General features: G+C 67.7%; 16 protein-coding genes. 5 read left to right on the plus strand and 11 right to left on the minus strand.

What is annotated here, in order from left to right; translation table 11 throughout:
• Positions 1 to 28 precede the first annotated feature (28 nt).
• Positions 29 to 1,834, plus strand: a complete 1,806-nt coding sequence (locus BKG60_RS15335; RefSeq protein WP_070944090.1) for an N-acetylglutaminylglutamine amidotransferase — start codon at positions 29 to 31, stop codon at positions 1,832 to 1,834.
• Positions 1,831 to 3,636 carry an N-acetylglutaminylglutamine synthetase gene (gene ngg, locus BKG60_RS15340; RefSeq protein WP_423226856.1) on the plus strand — a complete coding sequence of 602 codons (1,806 nt, stop codon included), beginning with the start codon at positions 1,831 to 1,833 and terminating at the stop codon, positions 3,634 to 3,636. The genes BKG60_RS15335 and ngg overlap by 4 nt, the downstream gene beginning before the upstream one ends.
• A gap of 140 nt (positions 3,637 to 3,776) precedes the next feature.
• On the opposite strand, the gene BKG60_RS15345 is transcribed toward ngg, so the two are convergent.
• The 3 genes from BKG60_RS15345 to map all read right to left on the minus strand — a co-directional run bounded on the left by BKG60_RS15345 (position 3,777) and on the right by map (position 6,887).
• Complete coding sequence (locus BKG60_RS15345; RefSeq protein ID WP_070187977.1) at positions 3,777 to 4,340, minus strand: alpha/beta fold hydrolase; 564 nt, start codon at positions 4,338 to 4,340, stop codon at positions 3,777 to 3,779.
• A 170-nt stretch (positions 4,341 to 4,510) separates the two neighbouring features.
• Positions 4,511 to 6,010 (minus strand): cobyric acid synthase, encoded by a 1,500-nt coding sequence (locus BKG60_RS15350; protein ID WP_075909751.1) that lies wholly within the window; start codon positions 6,008 to 6,010, stop codon positions 4,511 to 4,513.
• Between the two features lie 19 nt (positions 6,011 to 6,029).
• Positions 6,030 to 6,887: a type I methionyl aminopeptidase gene (gene map, locus BKG60_RS15355; protein ID WP_070944092.1), complete on the minus strand. Its 858-nt coding sequence runs from the start codon at positions 6,885 to 6,887 to the stop codon at positions 6,030 to 6,032.
• 115 nt (positions 6,888 to 7,002) lie between these two features.
• On the opposite strand from map, the gene BKG60_RS15360 reads away from it, so the two are divergent.
• Positions 7,003 to 7,383 (plus strand): PaaI family thioesterase, encoded by a 381-nt coding sequence (locus BKG60_RS15360; protein ID WP_070187974.1) that lies wholly within the window; start codon positions 7,003 to 7,005, stop codon positions 7,381 to 7,383.
• A 12-nt stretch (positions 7,384 to 7,395) separates the two neighbouring features.
• Here BKG60_RS15360 and BKG60_RS15365 read toward each other — a convergent pair whose 3' ends face one another.
• From BKG60_RS15365 to BKG60_RS15375, 3 genes are all read right to left on the minus strand, one after another.
• The gene (locus BKG60_RS15365) at positions 7,396 to 7,983 is read right to left on the minus strand and encodes a DUF1707 SHOCT-like domain-containing protein (protein WP_070944093.1); all 588 of its coding nucleotides are present in this window, start codon (positions 7,981 to 7,983) and stop codon (positions 7,396 to 7,398) included.
• Between the two features lie 23 nt (positions 7,984 to 8,006).
• Complete coding sequence (locus tag BKG60_RS15370; RefSeq protein ID WP_075909752.1) at positions 8,007 to 9,830, minus strand: penicillin-binding transpeptidase domain-containing protein; 1,824 nt, start codon at positions 9,828 to 9,830, stop codon at positions 8,007 to 8,009.
• A gap of 91 nt (positions 9,831 to 9,921) precedes the next feature.
• Positions 9,922 to 10,530: a TetR/AcrR family transcriptional regulator gene (locus tag BKG60_RS15375; protein WP_070944094.1), complete on the minus strand. Its 609-nt coding sequence runs from the start codon at positions 10,528 to 10,530 to the stop codon at positions 9,922 to 9,924.
• 75 nt (positions 10,531 to 10,605) lie between these two features.
• On the opposite strand from BKG60_RS15375, the gene BKG60_RS15380 reads away from it, so the two are divergent.
• On the plus strand, positions 10,606 to 11,163 hold the full coding sequence (locus tag BKG60_RS15380; protein WP_070944095.1) for a peroxiredoxin-like family protein: 558 nt from the start codon (positions 10,606 to 10,608) through the stop codon (positions 11,161 to 11,163).
• Positions 11,164 to 11,186: 23 nt separating this feature from the next.
• Here BKG60_RS15380 and BKG60_RS15385 read toward each other — a convergent pair whose 3' ends face one another.
• Genes BKG60_RS15385 through sigI form a run of 5 tightly spaced genes read right to left on the minus strand, consistent with a single transcriptional unit; the run spans position 11,187 to position 16,557 of the window.
• A complete protein-coding gene (locus tag BKG60_RS15385; protein WP_070944096.1) occupies positions 11,187 to 12,041 on the minus strand; it encodes a GNAT family N-acetyltransferase in 855 nt (284 codons plus the stop codon).
• 55 nt (positions 12,042 to 12,096) lie between these two features.
• The gene (gene ispG, locus BKG60_RS15390) at positions 12,097 to 13,266 is read right to left on the minus strand and encodes a flavodoxin-dependent (E)-4-hydroxy-3-methylbut-2-enyl-diphosphate synthase (protein ID WP_171054961.1); all 1,170 of its coding nucleotides are present in this window, start codon (positions 13,264 to 13,266) and stop codon (positions 12,097 to 12,099) included.
• A 10-nt stretch (positions 13,267 to 13,276) separates the two neighbouring features.
• On the minus strand, positions 13,277 to 14,497 hold the full coding sequence (locus tag BKG60_RS15395) for a M50 family metallopeptidase (protein ID WP_070944098.1): 1,221 nt from the start codon (positions 14,495 to 14,497) through the stop codon (positions 13,277 to 13,279).
• Positions 14,494 to 15,678, minus strand: coding sequence for a 1-deoxy-D-xylulose-5-phosphate reductoisomerase (gene dxr / locus BKG60_RS15400; protein WP_070944099.1), 1,185 nt, complete (start codon positions 15,676 to 15,678; stop codon positions 14,494 to 14,496). Before dxr ends, BKG60_RS15395 begins: the two co-directional genes overlap by 4 nt.
• Positions 15,679 to 15,711: 33 nt before the next feature.
• Positions 15,712 to 16,557, minus strand: coding sequence for an RNA polymerase sigma factor SigI (gene sigI, locus BKG60_RS15405; RefSeq protein ID WP_070944100.1), 846 nt, complete (start codon positions 16,555 to 16,557; stop codon positions 15,712 to 15,714).
• 93 nt (positions 16,558 to 16,650) lie between these two features.
• On the opposite strand from sigI, the gene BKG60_RS15410 reads away from it, so the two are divergent.
• Positions 16,651 to 16,917 (plus strand): NAD(P)-dependent oxidoreductase, encoded by a 267-nt coding sequence (locus BKG60_RS15410; protein ID WP_070944101.1) that lies wholly within the window; start codon positions 16,651 to 16,653, stop codon positions 16,915 to 16,917.
• The last annotated feature ends 4 nt before the right edge of the window (positions 16,918 to 16,921 follow it).

Consider the following 16,921-nt stretch of genomic DNA (forward strand, 5'->3'; position numbering starts at 1 on the left):
TCGCCGAATCCTGTGTAGGGTCGAACTGATGTGTGGAGCCGCCGGGGAGGTGCGTCTCGATGGCCGGACACCGGATATTTCCGCGGTGTCGGCCATGGCAGACGCGATGACACCCAGAGGTCCGGATGCGGCCGGTGTGTGGTCGCAAGGCCGGGTCGCACTGGGTCACCGCCGCCTGAAAATCATTGACCTGACCGAAGCGGGCGCCCAGCCCATGGTCGATCCCGAACTGGGTCTGACCGTTTGCTGGAACGGCTGCATCTACAACTACCAAGAGCTGCGCCGGGAGCTGTCGGGGCATGGTTACCGCTTCTTCTCGCACAGCGATACCGAAGTGTTGCTCAAGGCCTATCACCACTGGGGTGACCGGTTCGTCGAGCACCTGCAGGGGATGTTCGCGTTCGCGATCGTCGAGCGCGACACCGGCCGGGTGCTGCTGGGCCGGGACCGGCTGGGAATCAAGCCGCTCTACATCACCGAAGACAACCACCGGATCCGGTTCGCCTCATCGCTGCCCGCCCTGCTGGCCGGCGGTGGTGTCGACACCCGGATCGACCCGATCGCGCTGCACCACTACCTGACGTTCCACTCGGTGGTGCCGCCTCCGCTGACGATCCTGCAGGGCATCAAGAAGGTACCGCCGGCGTGCGTGCTCGCCATCGAACCCGACGGCAGCCGCCACACCACGGTGTACTGGTCGCCCGACTTCACGCGGCACGCCGATCGGTCCGACTGGTCGGAAAGGGACTGGGAGGACGCGGTTCTGGAGTCGCTGCGGCGCGCGGTCGAACGCCGGCTCGTGGCCGACGTCCCAGTCGGATGCCTGCTGTCCGGCGGCGTCGATTCCAGCCTTATCGTCGGTCTGCTCGCCGAGGCGGGCCAACACGGCCTGTCCACCTTCTCGATCGGTTTCGAGTCTGTCGGCGGGGTGGCCGGCGACGAATTCAAGTACTCCGACATCGTCGCCGAGCATTTCGAGACCGACCACCATCAGATCCGCATCGGCACCGACCGCATGCTGCCTGCCCTCGACGGCGCCATCGCCGCGATGAGCGAACCGATGGTCAGCCATGACTGTGTGGCCTTCTATCTGCTGAGCCAAGAAGTGGCTAAGCATGTCAAGGTGGTGCAGTCCGGTCAGGGCGCCGACGAGGTTTTTGCCGGGTATCACTGGTATCCGCCGATGGCCGAACCGGGCGCCGCCGGCCTCGAAGGTTCGGTGGCCAGCTACCGCGGGGCGTTCTTCGACCGCGACAGCGCCGGGGTGAGCGCGCTGATCAGCGACGGCTACCGGAATGAGGGCGATCCCAGCGGGGTTTTCGTCACCGACCACTTCGCCGCGGCGGGCGCAGAAACCGGCGTGGACCGGGCGCTGCGACTGGACACCACGGTGATGCTGGTCGACGATCCGGTCAAGCGGGTCGACAACATGACCATGGCCTGGGGTCTGGAAGGCCGCGTGCCGTTCCTCGATCACGAGCTCGTCGAGCTGGCTGCCACCTGCCCGCCCGGCCTGAAGACCGCGTACGGGGGCAAAGGCGTGCTCAAACAGGCTGCGCGCCGAGTGATTCCGGCAGCGGTGATCGACCGACCCAAGGGGTACTTCCCGGTCCCGGCGCTGACCCACCTCGAGGGGCCGTACCTGGACATGGTCCGCAATGCGTTGTATGCACCGGAAGCCAAGGAGCGCGGTCTGTTTCGTCCCGAGGCTGTCGACCGGTTACTGGCCGACCCGAACGGCAGGCTGACCCCGCTGCGGGGCAATGAGTTGTGGCAGATCGCGCTGCTGGAGTTGTGGCTGCAGCGCCACGGCGTGACGGGGGCTGCGGCGTGACGGCGACTGACCATGACGCGTCGGCAGCCTCGTTGGGGCCTGAGCACAGCGATCACCCCGATCACACCGAGGCGATCACCCTGGGCCTGCACGATGCCTCACCGCAACACCTCGTCGATGCCATGGCCGACGATGTGGTTCTCGAATTGGGTTGGGGCCGATTGATTTTCGGGCAGACCTTCGCCGATCCCGAACAACTCGCCGAGGTGCTGCAGCGGGAAGGCCCGGGCCGCCGCGACATCTGTATCTACGCCCGTGAATCGCATGTGTTGGTAGCCCGGTCCCCCACCGAGTTGTTCATCGACCCGAGCCACACCTACCGGCTGCGGTTCACTGACGAACTCGACGCGGCCGAACCGCTCGGCTTCACGGTGCGCACCCTGCAGACACCGATGGACGCCGACGCGATGAACCGGGTGTACGTGCGGTGCGGGATGGTGCCCGCGCCCATCGACGTCATCTGGCACAACCACACCCTGACGCCCGCGGTGGTCTATCTGGTCGCGGTGCGCGACGACGACGGCGCCGTGGTGGGCACTGTCACCGGCGTGGACCACAAGCGGTTGTTCGCCGATCCGGAGGACGGGTCGAGCCTGTGGAGCCTGGCGGTGGACCCGGCGGCCGGGCTGCCCGGCGTCGGCGATGCGCTGACCCGCACGCTGGCCGGCATATTCCGTGAACGCGGCCGGGCCTACCTGGATCTGTCGGTGGCCCATGACAATTCGGCCGCCATCGCGCTGTATGAAAAGCTTGGCTTCCATCGGGTGCCGGTGCTGGCCGTCAAACGCAAGAACGCGATCAACGAGCCGTTGTTCACCCATCCACCCGAGACGGTCGACGATCTCAATCCGTATGCGCGCATCATCGCCGACGAGGCGATGCGCCGCGGCATCCGGGTCGAGGTGCTCGACGCCGGCGCCGGCGAGATGAAGCTGTCCCACGGTGGGCGGAGCGTGATCACCCGAGAGTCGCTGTCGGAGTTCACCTCCGCGGTGGCCATGGCCCGCTGCGACGACAAACGCCAGACCCGGCGCATCGTCTCCGAAGCCGGGATCACGGTGCCCAAAGGCCGGCTCGCCACCTTCAACAACGAGGATCACGAGTTCCTGGCCGAGGTCGGCGACGTGGTGGTCAAGCCCACGCGTGGCGAGCAGGGCAAGGGCATCACCGTCGGCGTGGACGGCGGCGAAGAACTCGACGCAGCGCTGCACCGGGCGCGCGAGCAGTATCCGGAGGTGCTGATCGAGCAGCGTGCCCCCGGCGACGATCTTCGCCTGGTCGTCATCGACAGCAAGGTGGTGGCCGCGGCCATCCGCAGGCCCGCCGAGGTCGTCGGCACCGGCAAGCACACCATCGGTGAGCTCATCGAGGCACAGTCGCGCCGCCGGGCAGCGGCCACCGGCGGAGAATCACGGATCCCGATCGACGACGTCACCAAGGGCACCGTCGCCGAGGCCGGCTGGTCCTTCGACGACGTGTTGCCCGAGGGGGAACGGCTACGAGTGCGGCGTACGGCCAACCTTCACCAGGGCGGGACGATTCATGATGTCACCGCGGAGGTCAATCCCGAGCTGTGCCGGGTCGGTGTGGCAGCGGCCGAGGCGATCGGCATACCGGTGACGGGCATCGACCTGCTGGTTCCCGATGTGACGGGCCGAGAGTACGTCTTCATCGAGGCCAATGAACGGCCCGGCCTGGCCAACCACGAGCCCCAACCCACCGCGGCCGCGTTCGTGGATTTCCTGTTCCCGCAGCAGCCGGGACTACCGCAGGCCTGGACCCCTTCGGAAGCGACCGACTGAGCGTTCGCGTGGAGCAGGCTCGGCACGCGCATGCCACCCGCACCTGTCACTCCAGCGTGGCGCTCGGCGTCGACAGCCACCCCAGCGTGGCAAACGGCGGGCGATACGAGCGCAGGAGCGCAGCTGAACCTGAGCCGAGGTCACCAACTGCTGGTGCGCAGCACGATCTCGGCTGCGAGCTGGGCGGTCGAGTCACCGGCATTGCGTCGTCCCGCGATCTCCACGAGCCGGAAGTCTCCGTACACATAGCGCTGGCTGGCCTTGGCGACGGCGCGGGCGGCCGGGGAGCTGACGAGCACGGTGGTGTTCATCTCGACCGGGGGGCAGTCGTCGTCACGGATTGCCCCGGTGGCGTCGGCGACGCGGGGATGCCCGCGATCCACCACCACCAGACCGATGAACTTGTCCAGTCTGGTCGCCGCGAGCTCCCAGGCAAGTTCTCCCCCGAGGCGGTCGCCGACCAACAGCGCCCATCTGATGTTGAGTGAGTCGAGGATCCCGACCACCGACTTGGCGGTCAGCCGCGGATCGGGACCGATGATCACCGTACGCAGTGAAGCGGTGTGCAAGCGCCGGCAGATCGGCTCGTATGCGGCCGGACCGTGGTGGCCGGCGCTGAGCACTACCACGGTGGAACCCTGCTCGGGTCCCGAGACGTCGACGGGTGTGGTGAATCCGTCGATCGTCGCGACGGTGGTAAGCATTCGGACAAACTACCGTCCAGTAGCGACGGGCGGGCCGAAATCAACATTGTCTTGACGTCTGCGTCAGCGGCTGGGCGATCCATCGGCCTTGGTACCGAAAACCGCCCAGCTGCCGCTGTTTTCGAAGGCGAGGAAGATGCACTGGTCGGGCCCGCCGGTTACCGGGCGCATTACCGGGCCACGACGGTCAGTGCAGTGGTCATGGTGGGCCGCGGTGGCGCCCCCTGCCTCACCAGTTCCATCACGGCCGTGACGTCCAGGTGGGCGGCCAGCAGGTCGGCCATCCGATCCAGCTGAGCGTCCCGCCGGCCCGGCACGTCGGTGTCGTCGGCAACCACGAACCCGCTGCGACCGGCGCGGTGGGCGACTTCGGTGAGCCAGTCTCGGCGCAAGCGGTCGTTGTCGAGCAGGCCGTGCCAGTGCGTGCCGTAGACCGCGCCACGGCGCAGCCCGACCCCGAGCCAGTCATCGGCGGCCGCGCGGGCCACCTGGCCGTGATGAATTTCGTAGCCCCACAAGGGCTTTTCCCAATGTCGCAGGGTTTTGTCGACGGCGAACTCGATGTCGGCGTCGAGCAGACCGAGACCTTCTACCGGCTGCAGGCTCGAGGATTCGACCGCGTCGTCGATACGACGGCACAGCATCTGGAATCCGCCACACACCCCGAGCACCGGAAGCCCCTGCGCGGCGTGCCCGAGGATCGCCTGGGCCAGGCCACGTCGACGCATCCATGCCAGATCACTCACGGTGGCCTTGCTGCCGGGGATCACCACGAGGTCGACGCCGGCCAGGTCGGCGGCATCGGCCACCCAGCGCACCACCACGCCCGGTTCACAGGCCAGGGCCTCGATGTCGGTGGAGTTGGAGATGCGCGGCAGCCTGATCGCGGCGACGGTGAGCGACTGCGGCCCGCGGGGCGGTTGCGGTGTGCCGACCATGCCACCTGGCCGCACCGATACCGAATCCTCGGTGTCGAGCCAGATTCCGTCGTCGAACGGGATCACCCCGTAGGTGGGGCGGCCGGTCAGCTCACGCAACTGGCGCAGGCCCGGCTCCAGCAGGGCTGGGTCACCGCGGAACTTGTTGACGACGAATCCCGCGATGAGCGCCTGGTCTTCGGGCTCGAGGACGGCCACGGTGCCGTGGAGATGGGCCAGCAGGCCGCCGCGGTCGATGTCGCCCACCACGATGACGGGCAGATCCGCGGCCCGGGCCAGCCCCATGTTCGCCAGGTCGGTCGCGCGCAGGTTGATCTCGGCCGGCGAGCCCGCACCTTCGCAGATCACCACGTCGAATTCAGATCGCAGTGAGGCCAATTCCTCGGCGACCACCGCGGCCAGCCGCTCGCGGTGCGTGAAGTAGTCGCCGGCGGCCACCGTTCCGGCCACCCGGCCCCGGATCACCAACTGCGACGTGCGGTCCCCGCCGGGCTTGAGCAGGATCGGGTTGAAGCGGGTGCTCGGGGCCTGCCCGGCCGCGCGGGCCTGCATGGCCTGGGCCCGGCCGATCTCCCCGCCGTCCACGGTCACGGCCGAGTTGTTCGACATGTTCTGCGCCTTGAACGGCGCCACCGACAGGCCGTCGCGGGCCAGCAGCCGGCACAACCCGGCCACGACCATTGACTTACCGGCGTCGGAGGTTGTCCCTGCGACCAGCAGCGCGCCGCTCATATTCGTTGCGCGAGAAGTGTCACGGCAGGGTCAGGATCTCGGCGCCGTCGTCGGTGACCACCAGGGTGTGCTCGAACTGGGCGGTCCACTTGCGGTCTTTGGTCACCACGGTCCAGTCGTCGTCCCAGATCTCGTAGTCCAGCGACCCGAGGTTGATCATCGGTTCGATGGTGAATGTCATGCCCGGCTCCAGCACGGTCTCGACCGCCGGCTGGTCGTAGTGCAACACCACCAGGCCGTTGTGGAACGTGGTGCCGATGCCATGGCCGGTGAAATCACGAACAACGTTGTAACCGAACCGGTTTGCGTAGGCCTCGATGACGCGGCCGACGATCGACAGCGCGCGCCCGGGCTTGACGGCCTTGATGGCGCGCATGGTCGCCTCATGGGTGCGTTCGACGAGCAGCCGATGCTCTTCGGAGACCTCGCCGGCCAGGAAGGTGGCGTTGGTGTCGCCATGCACACCGTCGATGTAGGCGGTGACGTCGATGTTGACGATGTCACCGTCCTCGATCACGGTCGAGTCCGGGATACCGTGGCAGATCACCTCATTCAGCGAGGTGCAGCACGATTTGGGAAACCCCTTGTAGCCCAACGTCGACGGGTAGGCACCGTGGTCGAGCATGTACTCGTGGGCGATGCGGTCCAACTCGTCGGTGGTGACGCCGGGCGCCACCGCCTTGCCGGCCTCGGCCAGGGCCGCGGCCGCGATCCGTCCCGCGACGCGCATCTTCTCGATCACCTCGGGGGTTTGCACCCAGGGTTCGCTGCCCTCCTGCACGGTGGACTTCCACGCGTATTCCGGCCGCGGGATCGACTTCGGAACCGGCAGGGTCGGGGACTGCACGCCGGGGCGCAGGGCGGTACGAACTGGCATGTGGACAGCTTAATCGTCGCCCATCCCGACCGAGGCGCTGCGGTGCACCGGCAGAGAGCGGCCCTCTCGTCAAACGGTAATGGTGTTACCGTACGGGGGTGATTGAGGCGCGGCGATGACCGAGACCGTTCATGTCCTGGAAATGCTGGATTACCGCGAGGTGGAGTCGAGCGCCGACCGGCTGGTGCTGGAGATGGACAACCGGCCGGACCTCGCCAACGTGCGCGGCGCCCTGCAGGGCGGGCTGGTGGCCACCCTGATCGACATCGCCGCGGGCATGCTGGCAGGCAATGCCTCCGGCGTCGGTTACGACGTGACGACCGCCGACCTCAACATCCACTTTCTGGCCCCGATCATGGGCACCGCCCGCGCCGAGGCGAAGGTCGTACGGGCCGGCAAACGACTGATCGTGACATCGGTGGATGTCACCGACGTCACCCGCGATCGGCTGGCCGCGCGCGCGACGCTGACATTCGCGGTGCTTGAACCACGCTGAGTCGCGCTGACGTCAGGCCCGGCGCAGCGTCAGCTTCCAGTTCCGGCGGGGCCCACGAATGTCGACAGAACCGCACACCACCTTGCCGGTGAGGATGATGTGCGGGGTGCCGTCGGCCGGCGCGTCGCGGCGATGATCGTCGGCGCTGCCCACGATCACCTCGACGTCGTCGATCGATGCGCTGGCCCCTTCGGGCAACCGGATGTCCACCGACCCGAATCTCATGTCCAGCTCGATCACGACCATCGGCCCGGCGAACCGGGCCCGGGTCAGATCCAGTTCGACCGAACCCATCCGACGTACCAGCGCCAGCCGGGTGGGAACCGTCCATTCACCCTGGCGCTTCAGCGAACCGAGCACGCCGCGCAACTCGACGCGATCGGTGGCGGTGGTCACGATCGCGCCAGGGCCCGGCAGGTCACCCACCAACGCGTCAAGGTCCGAATGCAGGCGAGCGCGCGACACCATCGCCGAGCGTTCCTCGAACTCTGCGATGTCGATCAGTCCGAGCGCGACGGCATTGTGCAGCCGCCGCAGTGTGCCGTTGCGATCGGCATCGGAGACCCGAAGGTCCACGGATTGTTCGTTGATCCCTGTCATGGCAGGTTCAACGGTACCGCCGTTCAGGCCAGATAGGCCGGGGGCAGCCCGTCGAACATGGTCTTGCACATCCGCACCGCGTACTCCGAACTTCCGCCGCCGACGATGAGCGCCGCAAACGCCATGTCCCCGCGATAGCCGGCGAACCAGGAATGCGAGCCACCCATGAACTCCGCCTCGCCGGTCTTCCCACGTACATCGCCGAGCCCGTTGAGTTCTTTTGCCGTGCCGTTGGTGACCACCAGGCGCATCATCGGCCGCAGCCCGTCGACCATCTTCGCGCTGATCGGGGCGCCCGCGCGGTCGACCATGGTCTGGCGGCCCTCGATGAGTTGCGGCACCGGGGTCCTACCGGCCGCCACGGTCGCGGCGGCCAATGCCATCCCGAACGGGCTGACCAGCACCTTGCCCTGACCGAAACCGTCCTCGGTGCGCTCGGCCAGGTCCACCGTCGGCGGTACCGAACCGGTCAGGGTGGAGATCCCGTCGACCTGGTAGTCGGTGCCGATGCCGTAGCGCGCGGCGGCCTGGGTCAGACCGCGCGGCGGCATCCGGCTGGCGAGTTCACCGAAGGTGGTGTTGCACGAGTTGGCGAATGCCCGCGACATCGGCACCATGCCGAGATCGAACGCGTCATAGTTCGTGACGGTGCGATGCCCGATGTCGAGCGTGCCTGGGCAACCCAAAAGCGTGTTGGGCGTTGCCATGTCGCGTTCGATGGCGGCCCCCGCGGTGATCATCTTGAACGTCGAACCGGGCGGGAACTGGCCCATTGTCGCGAGCGGTCCGGCCGCATCGGCGGCCCGGTTCTGCGCAACGGCCAGGATTTCCCCCGTGGAAGGTTTGATCGCGACGATCATCGCCTGCTTGCCGGTGGTGTCGACCGCATTCTGCGCGGCGTCCTGCACGGCTCGATCGAGGCTGATGGTGATCGACGGGGCCGGATCGCCCGCCACCTCGTTGAGCACGTCGACGTCGACGCCGTTCTGGTTGACCGTGACCACTCGCCAGCCCGGCTGACCGGCGAGTTGGTCGGCTACCGATTTCTTGACTTCGTTGACGATCACCGGAGCGAAAGTCTCGTCGGTGGGCAACATTTCGGGCTGCGGCGTGATCACGACGCCGCGGAGCCGCCCGATCGCGGCCGCGACGCGGTCGTTGTCGGCTCGCTTCAGGGTGATCAGGCTCATCGGTTGTGCCGATGCGCTGGCCCGCTCGGCAAGCACTTGGGGATCACCCAGGGCCGGGTCGAAGCCCCGCAGCGCGTCGGCGACCGCCCGCGCCGTCGGCATCAGCGCGGCGCCGGCCGCCCTGGCATCCAGCGCGTAGTGGTAGATGTAACCGGGCACCAGGACATCGGTACCGCCGCGCTCGTTGACCGAGGCCCGCCGGGGGGCGTCGGCCCGCAGAGCGAACGTCTGGTTCTCCCCCAGCCTCGGGTGCAGCCCGGTGGCATTCCAGCGCACCTCCCACCGGCCCTCGTCGCGGATCATGTTGAGCTGCCCGTCGTAGGTCCAGGTGCGGTTCTTGGGCAGATGCCACGTGTACCGATAGGTGACGCTGCCGGTGTCCTGGGCGTACTTCGAACCCAGGATCTGCGCGTCGAGGCCGGTGGCCTGTAGTCCGTTCCAGGCTTCGCCGAGGGCGGTCTTGGCGTCCTCGGGCCGGTCGGCCAGCTCCGCGGCGGCCGCGGTGTCACCAGATGCCAGCGCGGCGAAGAACCGCTCTGCGGCGGGTTCGGGCCCGTCCGGGCGCGGGGTGCACGCGCTCAGCGCGGTTACCCCGACGACCGCGAGCACCGTCAAAAGTCCCCCGGCCCGTGTGACTGATGATGTTTGAGTTGCCATTGTGGCTGATGTTAGAAACGTCTGCGCCGGATTCGGCGGAGGCGCACCGAGATAGAACCGAGACTGTGGTGAGACCGACCGGTTGCCGTCGTCAGACCTCCAGCGCACGCAACAGGATTTCGAGACCGCGCCGGAACTCCTCGTGCGGTTCGATACCGCCCGCGACCGCCGCAGTCTCGGACAGCAAGGGATACTCATTTACCGGCAAACTCGCCAGGGCGTCGGTTCCCGGCCCGGCCAGGCTACCCAGCATCTCGATTTCCAGCGCCCCGAAAATGTAGGCCAACAGCGCCCGGAACGCGTAGACCCGTCGCTTCCCGTCATACCCCGCGGCGGTGAGCACAGCGAGCACCGATTCACCCCAATTCAACGACGCGGGCGAGCGGTGCCGATGCGTGAGGATGAGCGGCGCCACCGCGGGATGCCGCCCGGCTGCGGTGCGCACCCGCTCCGCGAGCTCGGCGAGCTGATGGCGCGCCGAACCGCGGGGCGGCCCGGGATCGACCCCGTCGAGGACGAGGTCCACCACCATCGCTTCGAGCTCGTCGCGATCGGCGACATACCGGTAGAGCGACATCGTGCCCATGCCGAGTTCGCGGGCCACAGCGCGCATCGACAGGCCCTGCAGGCCGCAGGCATCGATCACCGCGAGCGCAGCGGCGGCGACCTGGACCTGGCTGAGTGAACGGGGGCGTGGCATGACGATTGACAGAGTACACCGTACGCTTATACTGGCGACCATAGGCGTACGGTGCACGCTAGCCAAGGAGAAGTCATGGCTCCATCCACCTCCAACCCACCCACGACGGTCGGCCGAAACCAATTCCTCAGTGTCACAGGCGAACACATCCCGGTACCGGATCCGGACAGTCTGGTACATCTCCAGTTCAGGCGGTTCGCGGGTTGTCCGATCTGCAATCTGCACCTGCAGTCGTTCGTGGCGCGGCACGCTGAGATCCGGGCCGCCGGCATCCGCGAGGTGGTCTTCTTCCACAGCCCCGCAGCCGAATTGGCCGAGCACACAGCGGATCTGCCGTTCGCCACGATCGCCGATCCGGACAGGAACGTATACCGGCAGTTCGGCGTCGAATCCAGCCCCCGTGCCCTGCTCGATCCCCGCAGCTGGCCGGCGATCGTCCGGGGCGGCGCCCTGACCGTGCGCGGACGCTTCCGCGCTCCGGCCGCCAGACAAGCCGGTGGACGGCTCGGGCTCCCCGCGGATTTCCTCATCGCACCCAACGGTGCGGTGCCGGCCGCGAAATACGGTGCCCACGCGGATGATCAGTGGTCCGTCGATGACCTTCTGGAACGGGCCGCCACAGCCCGGCCGTGATGGCGTCGCTCAGTCCAAGTCGCTCAGTCCAACAGGACGGTGGCGAACGTGCCGACCTGTTCGAACCCGATGCGGGCGTACGTTGCTCGCGCCACGGTGTTGTAGCTGTTGACGTACAGGCTGGCAATGCGGCCCGAGCCCACCACGGCGGCCGCCAGCGACGCTGTTCCGGTGGTGCCCAACCCGTGGCCGCGCCACTCCGGATGCACCCACACACCCTGGATCTGGCCGACCGACGGCGATTGCGACCCGACCTCGGCCTTGAACACCACTTCGCCGCGCTCGAACCGGGCCCACGCCCGTCCCGCAGCGATGAGGCCGGCGATGCGGCGGCGGTAGCCCCGGCCGCCGTCACCGAGGCGTGGGTCGACACCGACCTCGCCGATGAACATGTCGATCGCCGCCACCAGATAGGCGTCGAGTTCCTCCATGCGCACCGGGCGGACCGCCGGGTCGATCGCACAGTTCGGCATCGAGTTGAGCGCCATCAAGGGTTGTTGCTCCCGGACGTCACGTGCGGTGCCCCACACCGATTCCAGCCGCCGCCACATGGGCAGGACCAACTCGGCCCGGCCGACCAGAGACGAGCAGCGACGCGCGGTGCTCATCGCCTTGTCCGAGAACGCCTTGAGATCCTCGGCGTCCCCGCGCAACGGGATCAGATTGGGCCCGGCGTAACACAGTGACTCGGTGACACCGCGCCTGGTCCACAGTTCGCCGCCGATCGCGCCGTGCTCGACCCCGAACTCGGCGACCCGGGCGGCCACCATGCACGAGCCCACCGGATCTTCGTCGAACACCTGCAGGCAAGGGGTGGCGTCGCGCACCACGGAGACTCGGCGCTCATCGACGAGACGGAACAGTGGTGGAGCCGACATAGACGATTCTCTCTGTTAATGCCGAGGCTGGGTGACCCCGCTCACAGGGTCGCTATCAGCTTACGGTCACCACAGGCGAACCGCTCGCATGATCAGACTCGCCATCTGTGCCTGTTTCGGCAGCCAGCCGCATTGCCTCTTCGATCAGCGTCTCGACGATCTGCGCCTCGGGCACGGTCTTGATGACCTCGCCCTTGACGAAGATCTGACCCTTGCCATTGCCGGAGGCAACCCCGAGATCGGCTTCGCGGGCCTCGCCCGGACCGTTGACGACGCACCCCATCACTGCGACCCGCAGCGGGACGTCCAGCCCATCCAGGCCTGCGCTCACCGCGTTGGCCAGGGTGTACACGTCGACCTGGGCCCGACCGCAAGACGGGCACGACACGATCTCCAGACCGCGGGGCCGCAGGTTCAGCGACTCCAGGATCTGGTTGCCCACCTTGACCTCTTCGGCCGGCGGGGCCGACAGCGACACCCGGATGGTGTCGCCGATGCCCTTGGACAGCAATGCGCCGAATGCGACCGCGGACTTGATGGTGCCCTGAAACGCGGGGCCCGCTTCGGTGACTCCGAGGTGCAGCGGGTAGTCGCACTGGGCGGCCAGCTGGGTGTAGGCCTCGACCATGATCACCGGATCGTTGTGCTTGACGCTGATCTTGATGTCGCCGAAGCCGTGTTCCTCGAACAGCGAGGCCTCCCACAGCGCGGACTCGACGAGAGCCTCGGGCGTGGCCTTGCCGTACTTCTTCATCAACCGGGGGTCGAGCGATCCGGCGTTGACGCCGATGCGGATCGGGATGCCCGCGTCGCCCGCGGCCTTGGCCACCTCTTTGACCCGGCCGTCGAACTCCTTGATGTTGCCGGGGTTGACGCGCACGGCAGCGCATCCGGCGTCGATCGCGGCGAAGATGTACTTGGGTTGAAAGTGGATGTCGGCGATCACCGGGATCTGGCTGTGCCGGGCGATCTCGGCGAGCGCGTCGGCGTCCTCCTGCCGGGGACAGGCCACCCGCACGATGTCGCAGCCCGACGCGGTCAGCTCCGCGATCTGCTGCAATGTCGCGTTGACGTCATGGGTCTTGGTGGTGCACATGGACTGCACCGCGATCGGGTGCTCGCTACCGATGCCGACACCACCCACATCGAGCTGACGGGTCTTGCGCCGCGGCGCCAGGGTCGGCGCCGGGGGTGCGGGCATTCCCAAACCGATGGACGCTGTCATGTGGGATCTCCTACTGGAAGATGCTGAGTGGGTTGACCAGGTCTGCGGTCACGGTCAGCAGCATGTAGCTGACCACTACCAGCAACACCACGTAAGTGGCGGGCATGAGCTTGAGGTAGTTGACCGGGGCTGCGGCGACTTTGCCGCGGGCCGTCCGGACCATGTTGCGGATCTTCTCGTACGTCGCGACCGCGATGTGACCGCCGTCGAACGGCAGCAGCGGTACCAGGTTGATCGCGCCGAGCACGAAGTTCAGTTGCGCCAGGAAGAACCAGAATGCGACCCACAGCCCGGCCTCGACGGTCTCGCCGCCGATGATGCTCGCGCCGACCACGCTGATCGGGGTTTCCTTGTCGCGTTCCCCGCCGCCGATCGCCTCGACCAACGCACCGATCTTGGTCGGGATCTTGGCCAGCGACTTGCCCAACTCGACGGCAAGGTCACCGGTGAACGAGACCGTCGCAGGCACCGCAGTCAGCGGGTTGTACTTGGTCGGGGGCTGGAGCGGGACGGCGCTGACGCCGATCGCGCCGACGGTGGCCGCCTCCTTGGCATCCGCGCTGGTGAACCGCTGCGTCTGGGTCACGTCCACGACGGTGCTGATCGTCTGACCGTCTCGCTTGAGCTCGATCGTCACGGGGCCGTTGAGCTTGCGGACCGCAGCAGCCATCTGGGAGAAGTCCGAGACCTGGGTGTCGCCGACTTTGACGATCTCGTCGCCGGCCCGGATCCCGGCCTGCGCCGCCGGACCCGCACCCTGGCACTCCCCCATCTTGTCCAGACTCAGCTGCGGTGCGACACAACCGGTTTCGCCGACGATCGCGGTGGTGGGCTGGGTGATGTTGGGCAGGCCCCAGGTGATCGCGATGGCGTACAGCAGCACCAGGCCGATGATGAAGTTCATCGCCGGGCCCGCGAACAGGACCGCGACGCGCTTCCACACCTTCTGCTTGTACATCGCGTACGGCCGGTCTTCCGGCGCGATCTCGTCGACCGATGTCATGCCGGCGATGTCGCAGAAGCCACCCAGCGGAATGGCCTTGACGCCATATTCGGTCTCACCGAGGCGGTTGGGCCGACGCGTCGACCACAGCGTCGGACCGAAGCCGACGAAGTAGCGGCGCACCTTCATCCCGGTGGCCCGCGCCACCCACATGTGTCCGCATTCGTGCAGGGCCACCGATACCAGGATGGCCAGCGCGAACAGCGCGATGCCGAGTACGAACATCATTTGGTGAGGAGCCCTTTTCTGACGGATTTCTGCTCGACGCGCGTATCGATGGCCTGTCCTGCCTTTTCTCTGGCCCAGCGCTGCGCGTCGAGTACCTCTTCCACGGTAGCGGGTTCCGCGGCCCACTGGTCGGCAGCGTGCAACACCTCACCCACGGTGTCGACGATGGCCGGGAAGCCGATGCGGCCGGAAAGGAAGGCTTCGGCTGCTTGCTCATTTGCCGCGTTGTACACCGCGGTCAGGCAGCCGCCCCGGGTTCCGGCTTCGGCCGCCAGCCGCACCGCGGGGAACACCTCGTCGTCCAGCGGCAGGAACTCCCAGGTGGAGGCGGTGGTGAAGTCGCAGGCCAAAGCCGCGCCGGGAATGCGATCGGGCCAGCCCAGGGCCAACGCGATCGGCAGCTTCATATCCGGTGGGCTGGCCTGGGCCAGGGTCGAACCGTCGGTGAAGGTGGCCATCGAGTGCACGATCGACTGCGGGTGCACCACTACTTCGATGCGGTCGTAGTCGATGCCGAACAGCAGGTGGGTTTCGATCAGCTCCAGGCCCTTGTTGACCAGCGTTGCCGAGTTCAACGTGTTCATCGGGCCCATCGACCACGTCGGGTGTTTGCCGGCCTGCTCGGGGGTGACCGATTCCAGGTCGGCGGCCGACCACCCCAGGAACGGGCCGCCGGACGCGGTGAGCACGATCTTGGCGACCTCGTCGGCGGAGCCGCCACGCAGGCACTGCGCCATCGCCGAATGCTCGGAGTCCACGGGGACGATCTGCCCGGGCGCGGCTGCCTTGAGGACCAGCGGGCCGCCGGCGACCAGCGACTCCTTGTTGGCCAGTGCCAGACGGGCGCCGGTGGCCAGGGCAGCCAGGGTGGGGGCCAGCCCCAGTGCCCCGACCAGCGCGTTGAGCACCACGTCAGCCTCGGTGTTTTCGATCAGCCGCGTCGCGGCGTCGGACCCGGCATATGTGACGTCGCCGATCTTGTCCGCGGCGGCCGGGTCGGCCACCGCGATGTTGCCGACGCCGGTCGCGGCGCGCTGGGCGGCGAGCAGGTCGGGGTTACCGCCCCCGGCTGCCAGGCCGACGATCTCGAACCGGTCGGGGTTGGCTGCGATGACCTCGAGCGCCTGGGTGCCGATCGATCCGGTGCTGCCGAGTATCAGCACGCGCGTTCTGTCGCTCACCGTTACATTGTGCCGCGCTGTGACCGGAGCCCCCTAATGCATCCGGGCCGACGGGTCGGCGGTGGCCTCGATCTTGAGTACCAGTCCGTTCCGGATGGTCAGCACCACGACTGCGAACAGTCGCCGCCGGTCGTAGGCCAGCAGCACCGGCTCGGCCGCACACACCACCGTCGCCCCCGGTCCGAGGTAACGCAGCAGGTTGGTCGCGACGTCGTGACGGCCGTGGTTGACCTGACGCAGCGCCGGGGCGGTGAGCACCGTGCCCACCCCCCAGACGCTCGGGTCGAGCACCGAGGCCAACGCCAGCACGTCACCGTTCGCGCAGGCGGTGATGAAAGCGTCGGTGACGTGGCGGTGCTCGCCACCGCTGACCTCGCCCAACGCCGGCGCGGCGGTGGACACCTTCGACCGGGCCCGGCGCGCCAGCTGGCGGCACGTCCCGACGGGACGGCCCACGGTGTCGGCGACCTCGCCGAACGGCACCCGGAAGATGTCGTGCAGGACGAACGCGACGCGCTCACCCGGACTGAGCCGGGTGAGCACGGTCAGTAGAGCTGAGCCGACCTGGTCGTCGAGCGTGACGCGGTCGGCTGGATCGGAGCCGACGGCCGCGGCAGTGTCCAGCGCGCCGGCGTGATCGGGCCGTTCGAATCGGACGCGCGCGGACCGCAGCACATCCAGGGACAGCCGACCTGCCACCACCGTCAACCAAGCCCGGACATCCTCGACATGCTCGTGGTCGGCGCCGGCCAGCCGCAGAAACGCCTCCTGAGCGACGTCCTCGGCCTCGCCGACATCGCCCAGCATGCGGTAGGCGAGGTTGACCAGATACGGGTGGTGGTCTCGCCAGGCCGCCTCGATACCGGCTGATCCGTTCATGTGTTTACGACGAATCCGGGGCCCGGAAAGTTACCGGGCGCGCGATCCGGTCTTCGTTGTAACTTTTCGGACGGCCGTCCCGTCCTTGGTTGCATGAAGACAATTCTCGTCACGGGTGCAACCGGCAACGTCGGCCGCCCGCTGGTGACCGAACTCATCCGGGCCGGCGACGTGGTGCGCCAGCGGTTCGTCGACATCGGGTTCGGCGCGGAGTTCGCCGATGCGTACATGGGCCTGTTGGCCGACACCGTCGGCCGGCCGGCACTGGTCACCCATGAGGTGGAGAAAATTCTGGGGCGTCCCGCCACCGCGTTCGCGGACTGGGTGGCCGGCCACCGTCGCCTGTTCGCCGCTAGCTGAGGAG

Origin of the sequence: Mycobacterium syngnathidarum, from assembly GCF_001942625.1 — a bacterium.
Taxonomy (GTDB): Bacteria; Actinomycetota; Actinomycetes; order Mycobacteriales; family Mycobacteriaceae; genus Mycobacterium; species Mycobacterium syngnathidarum.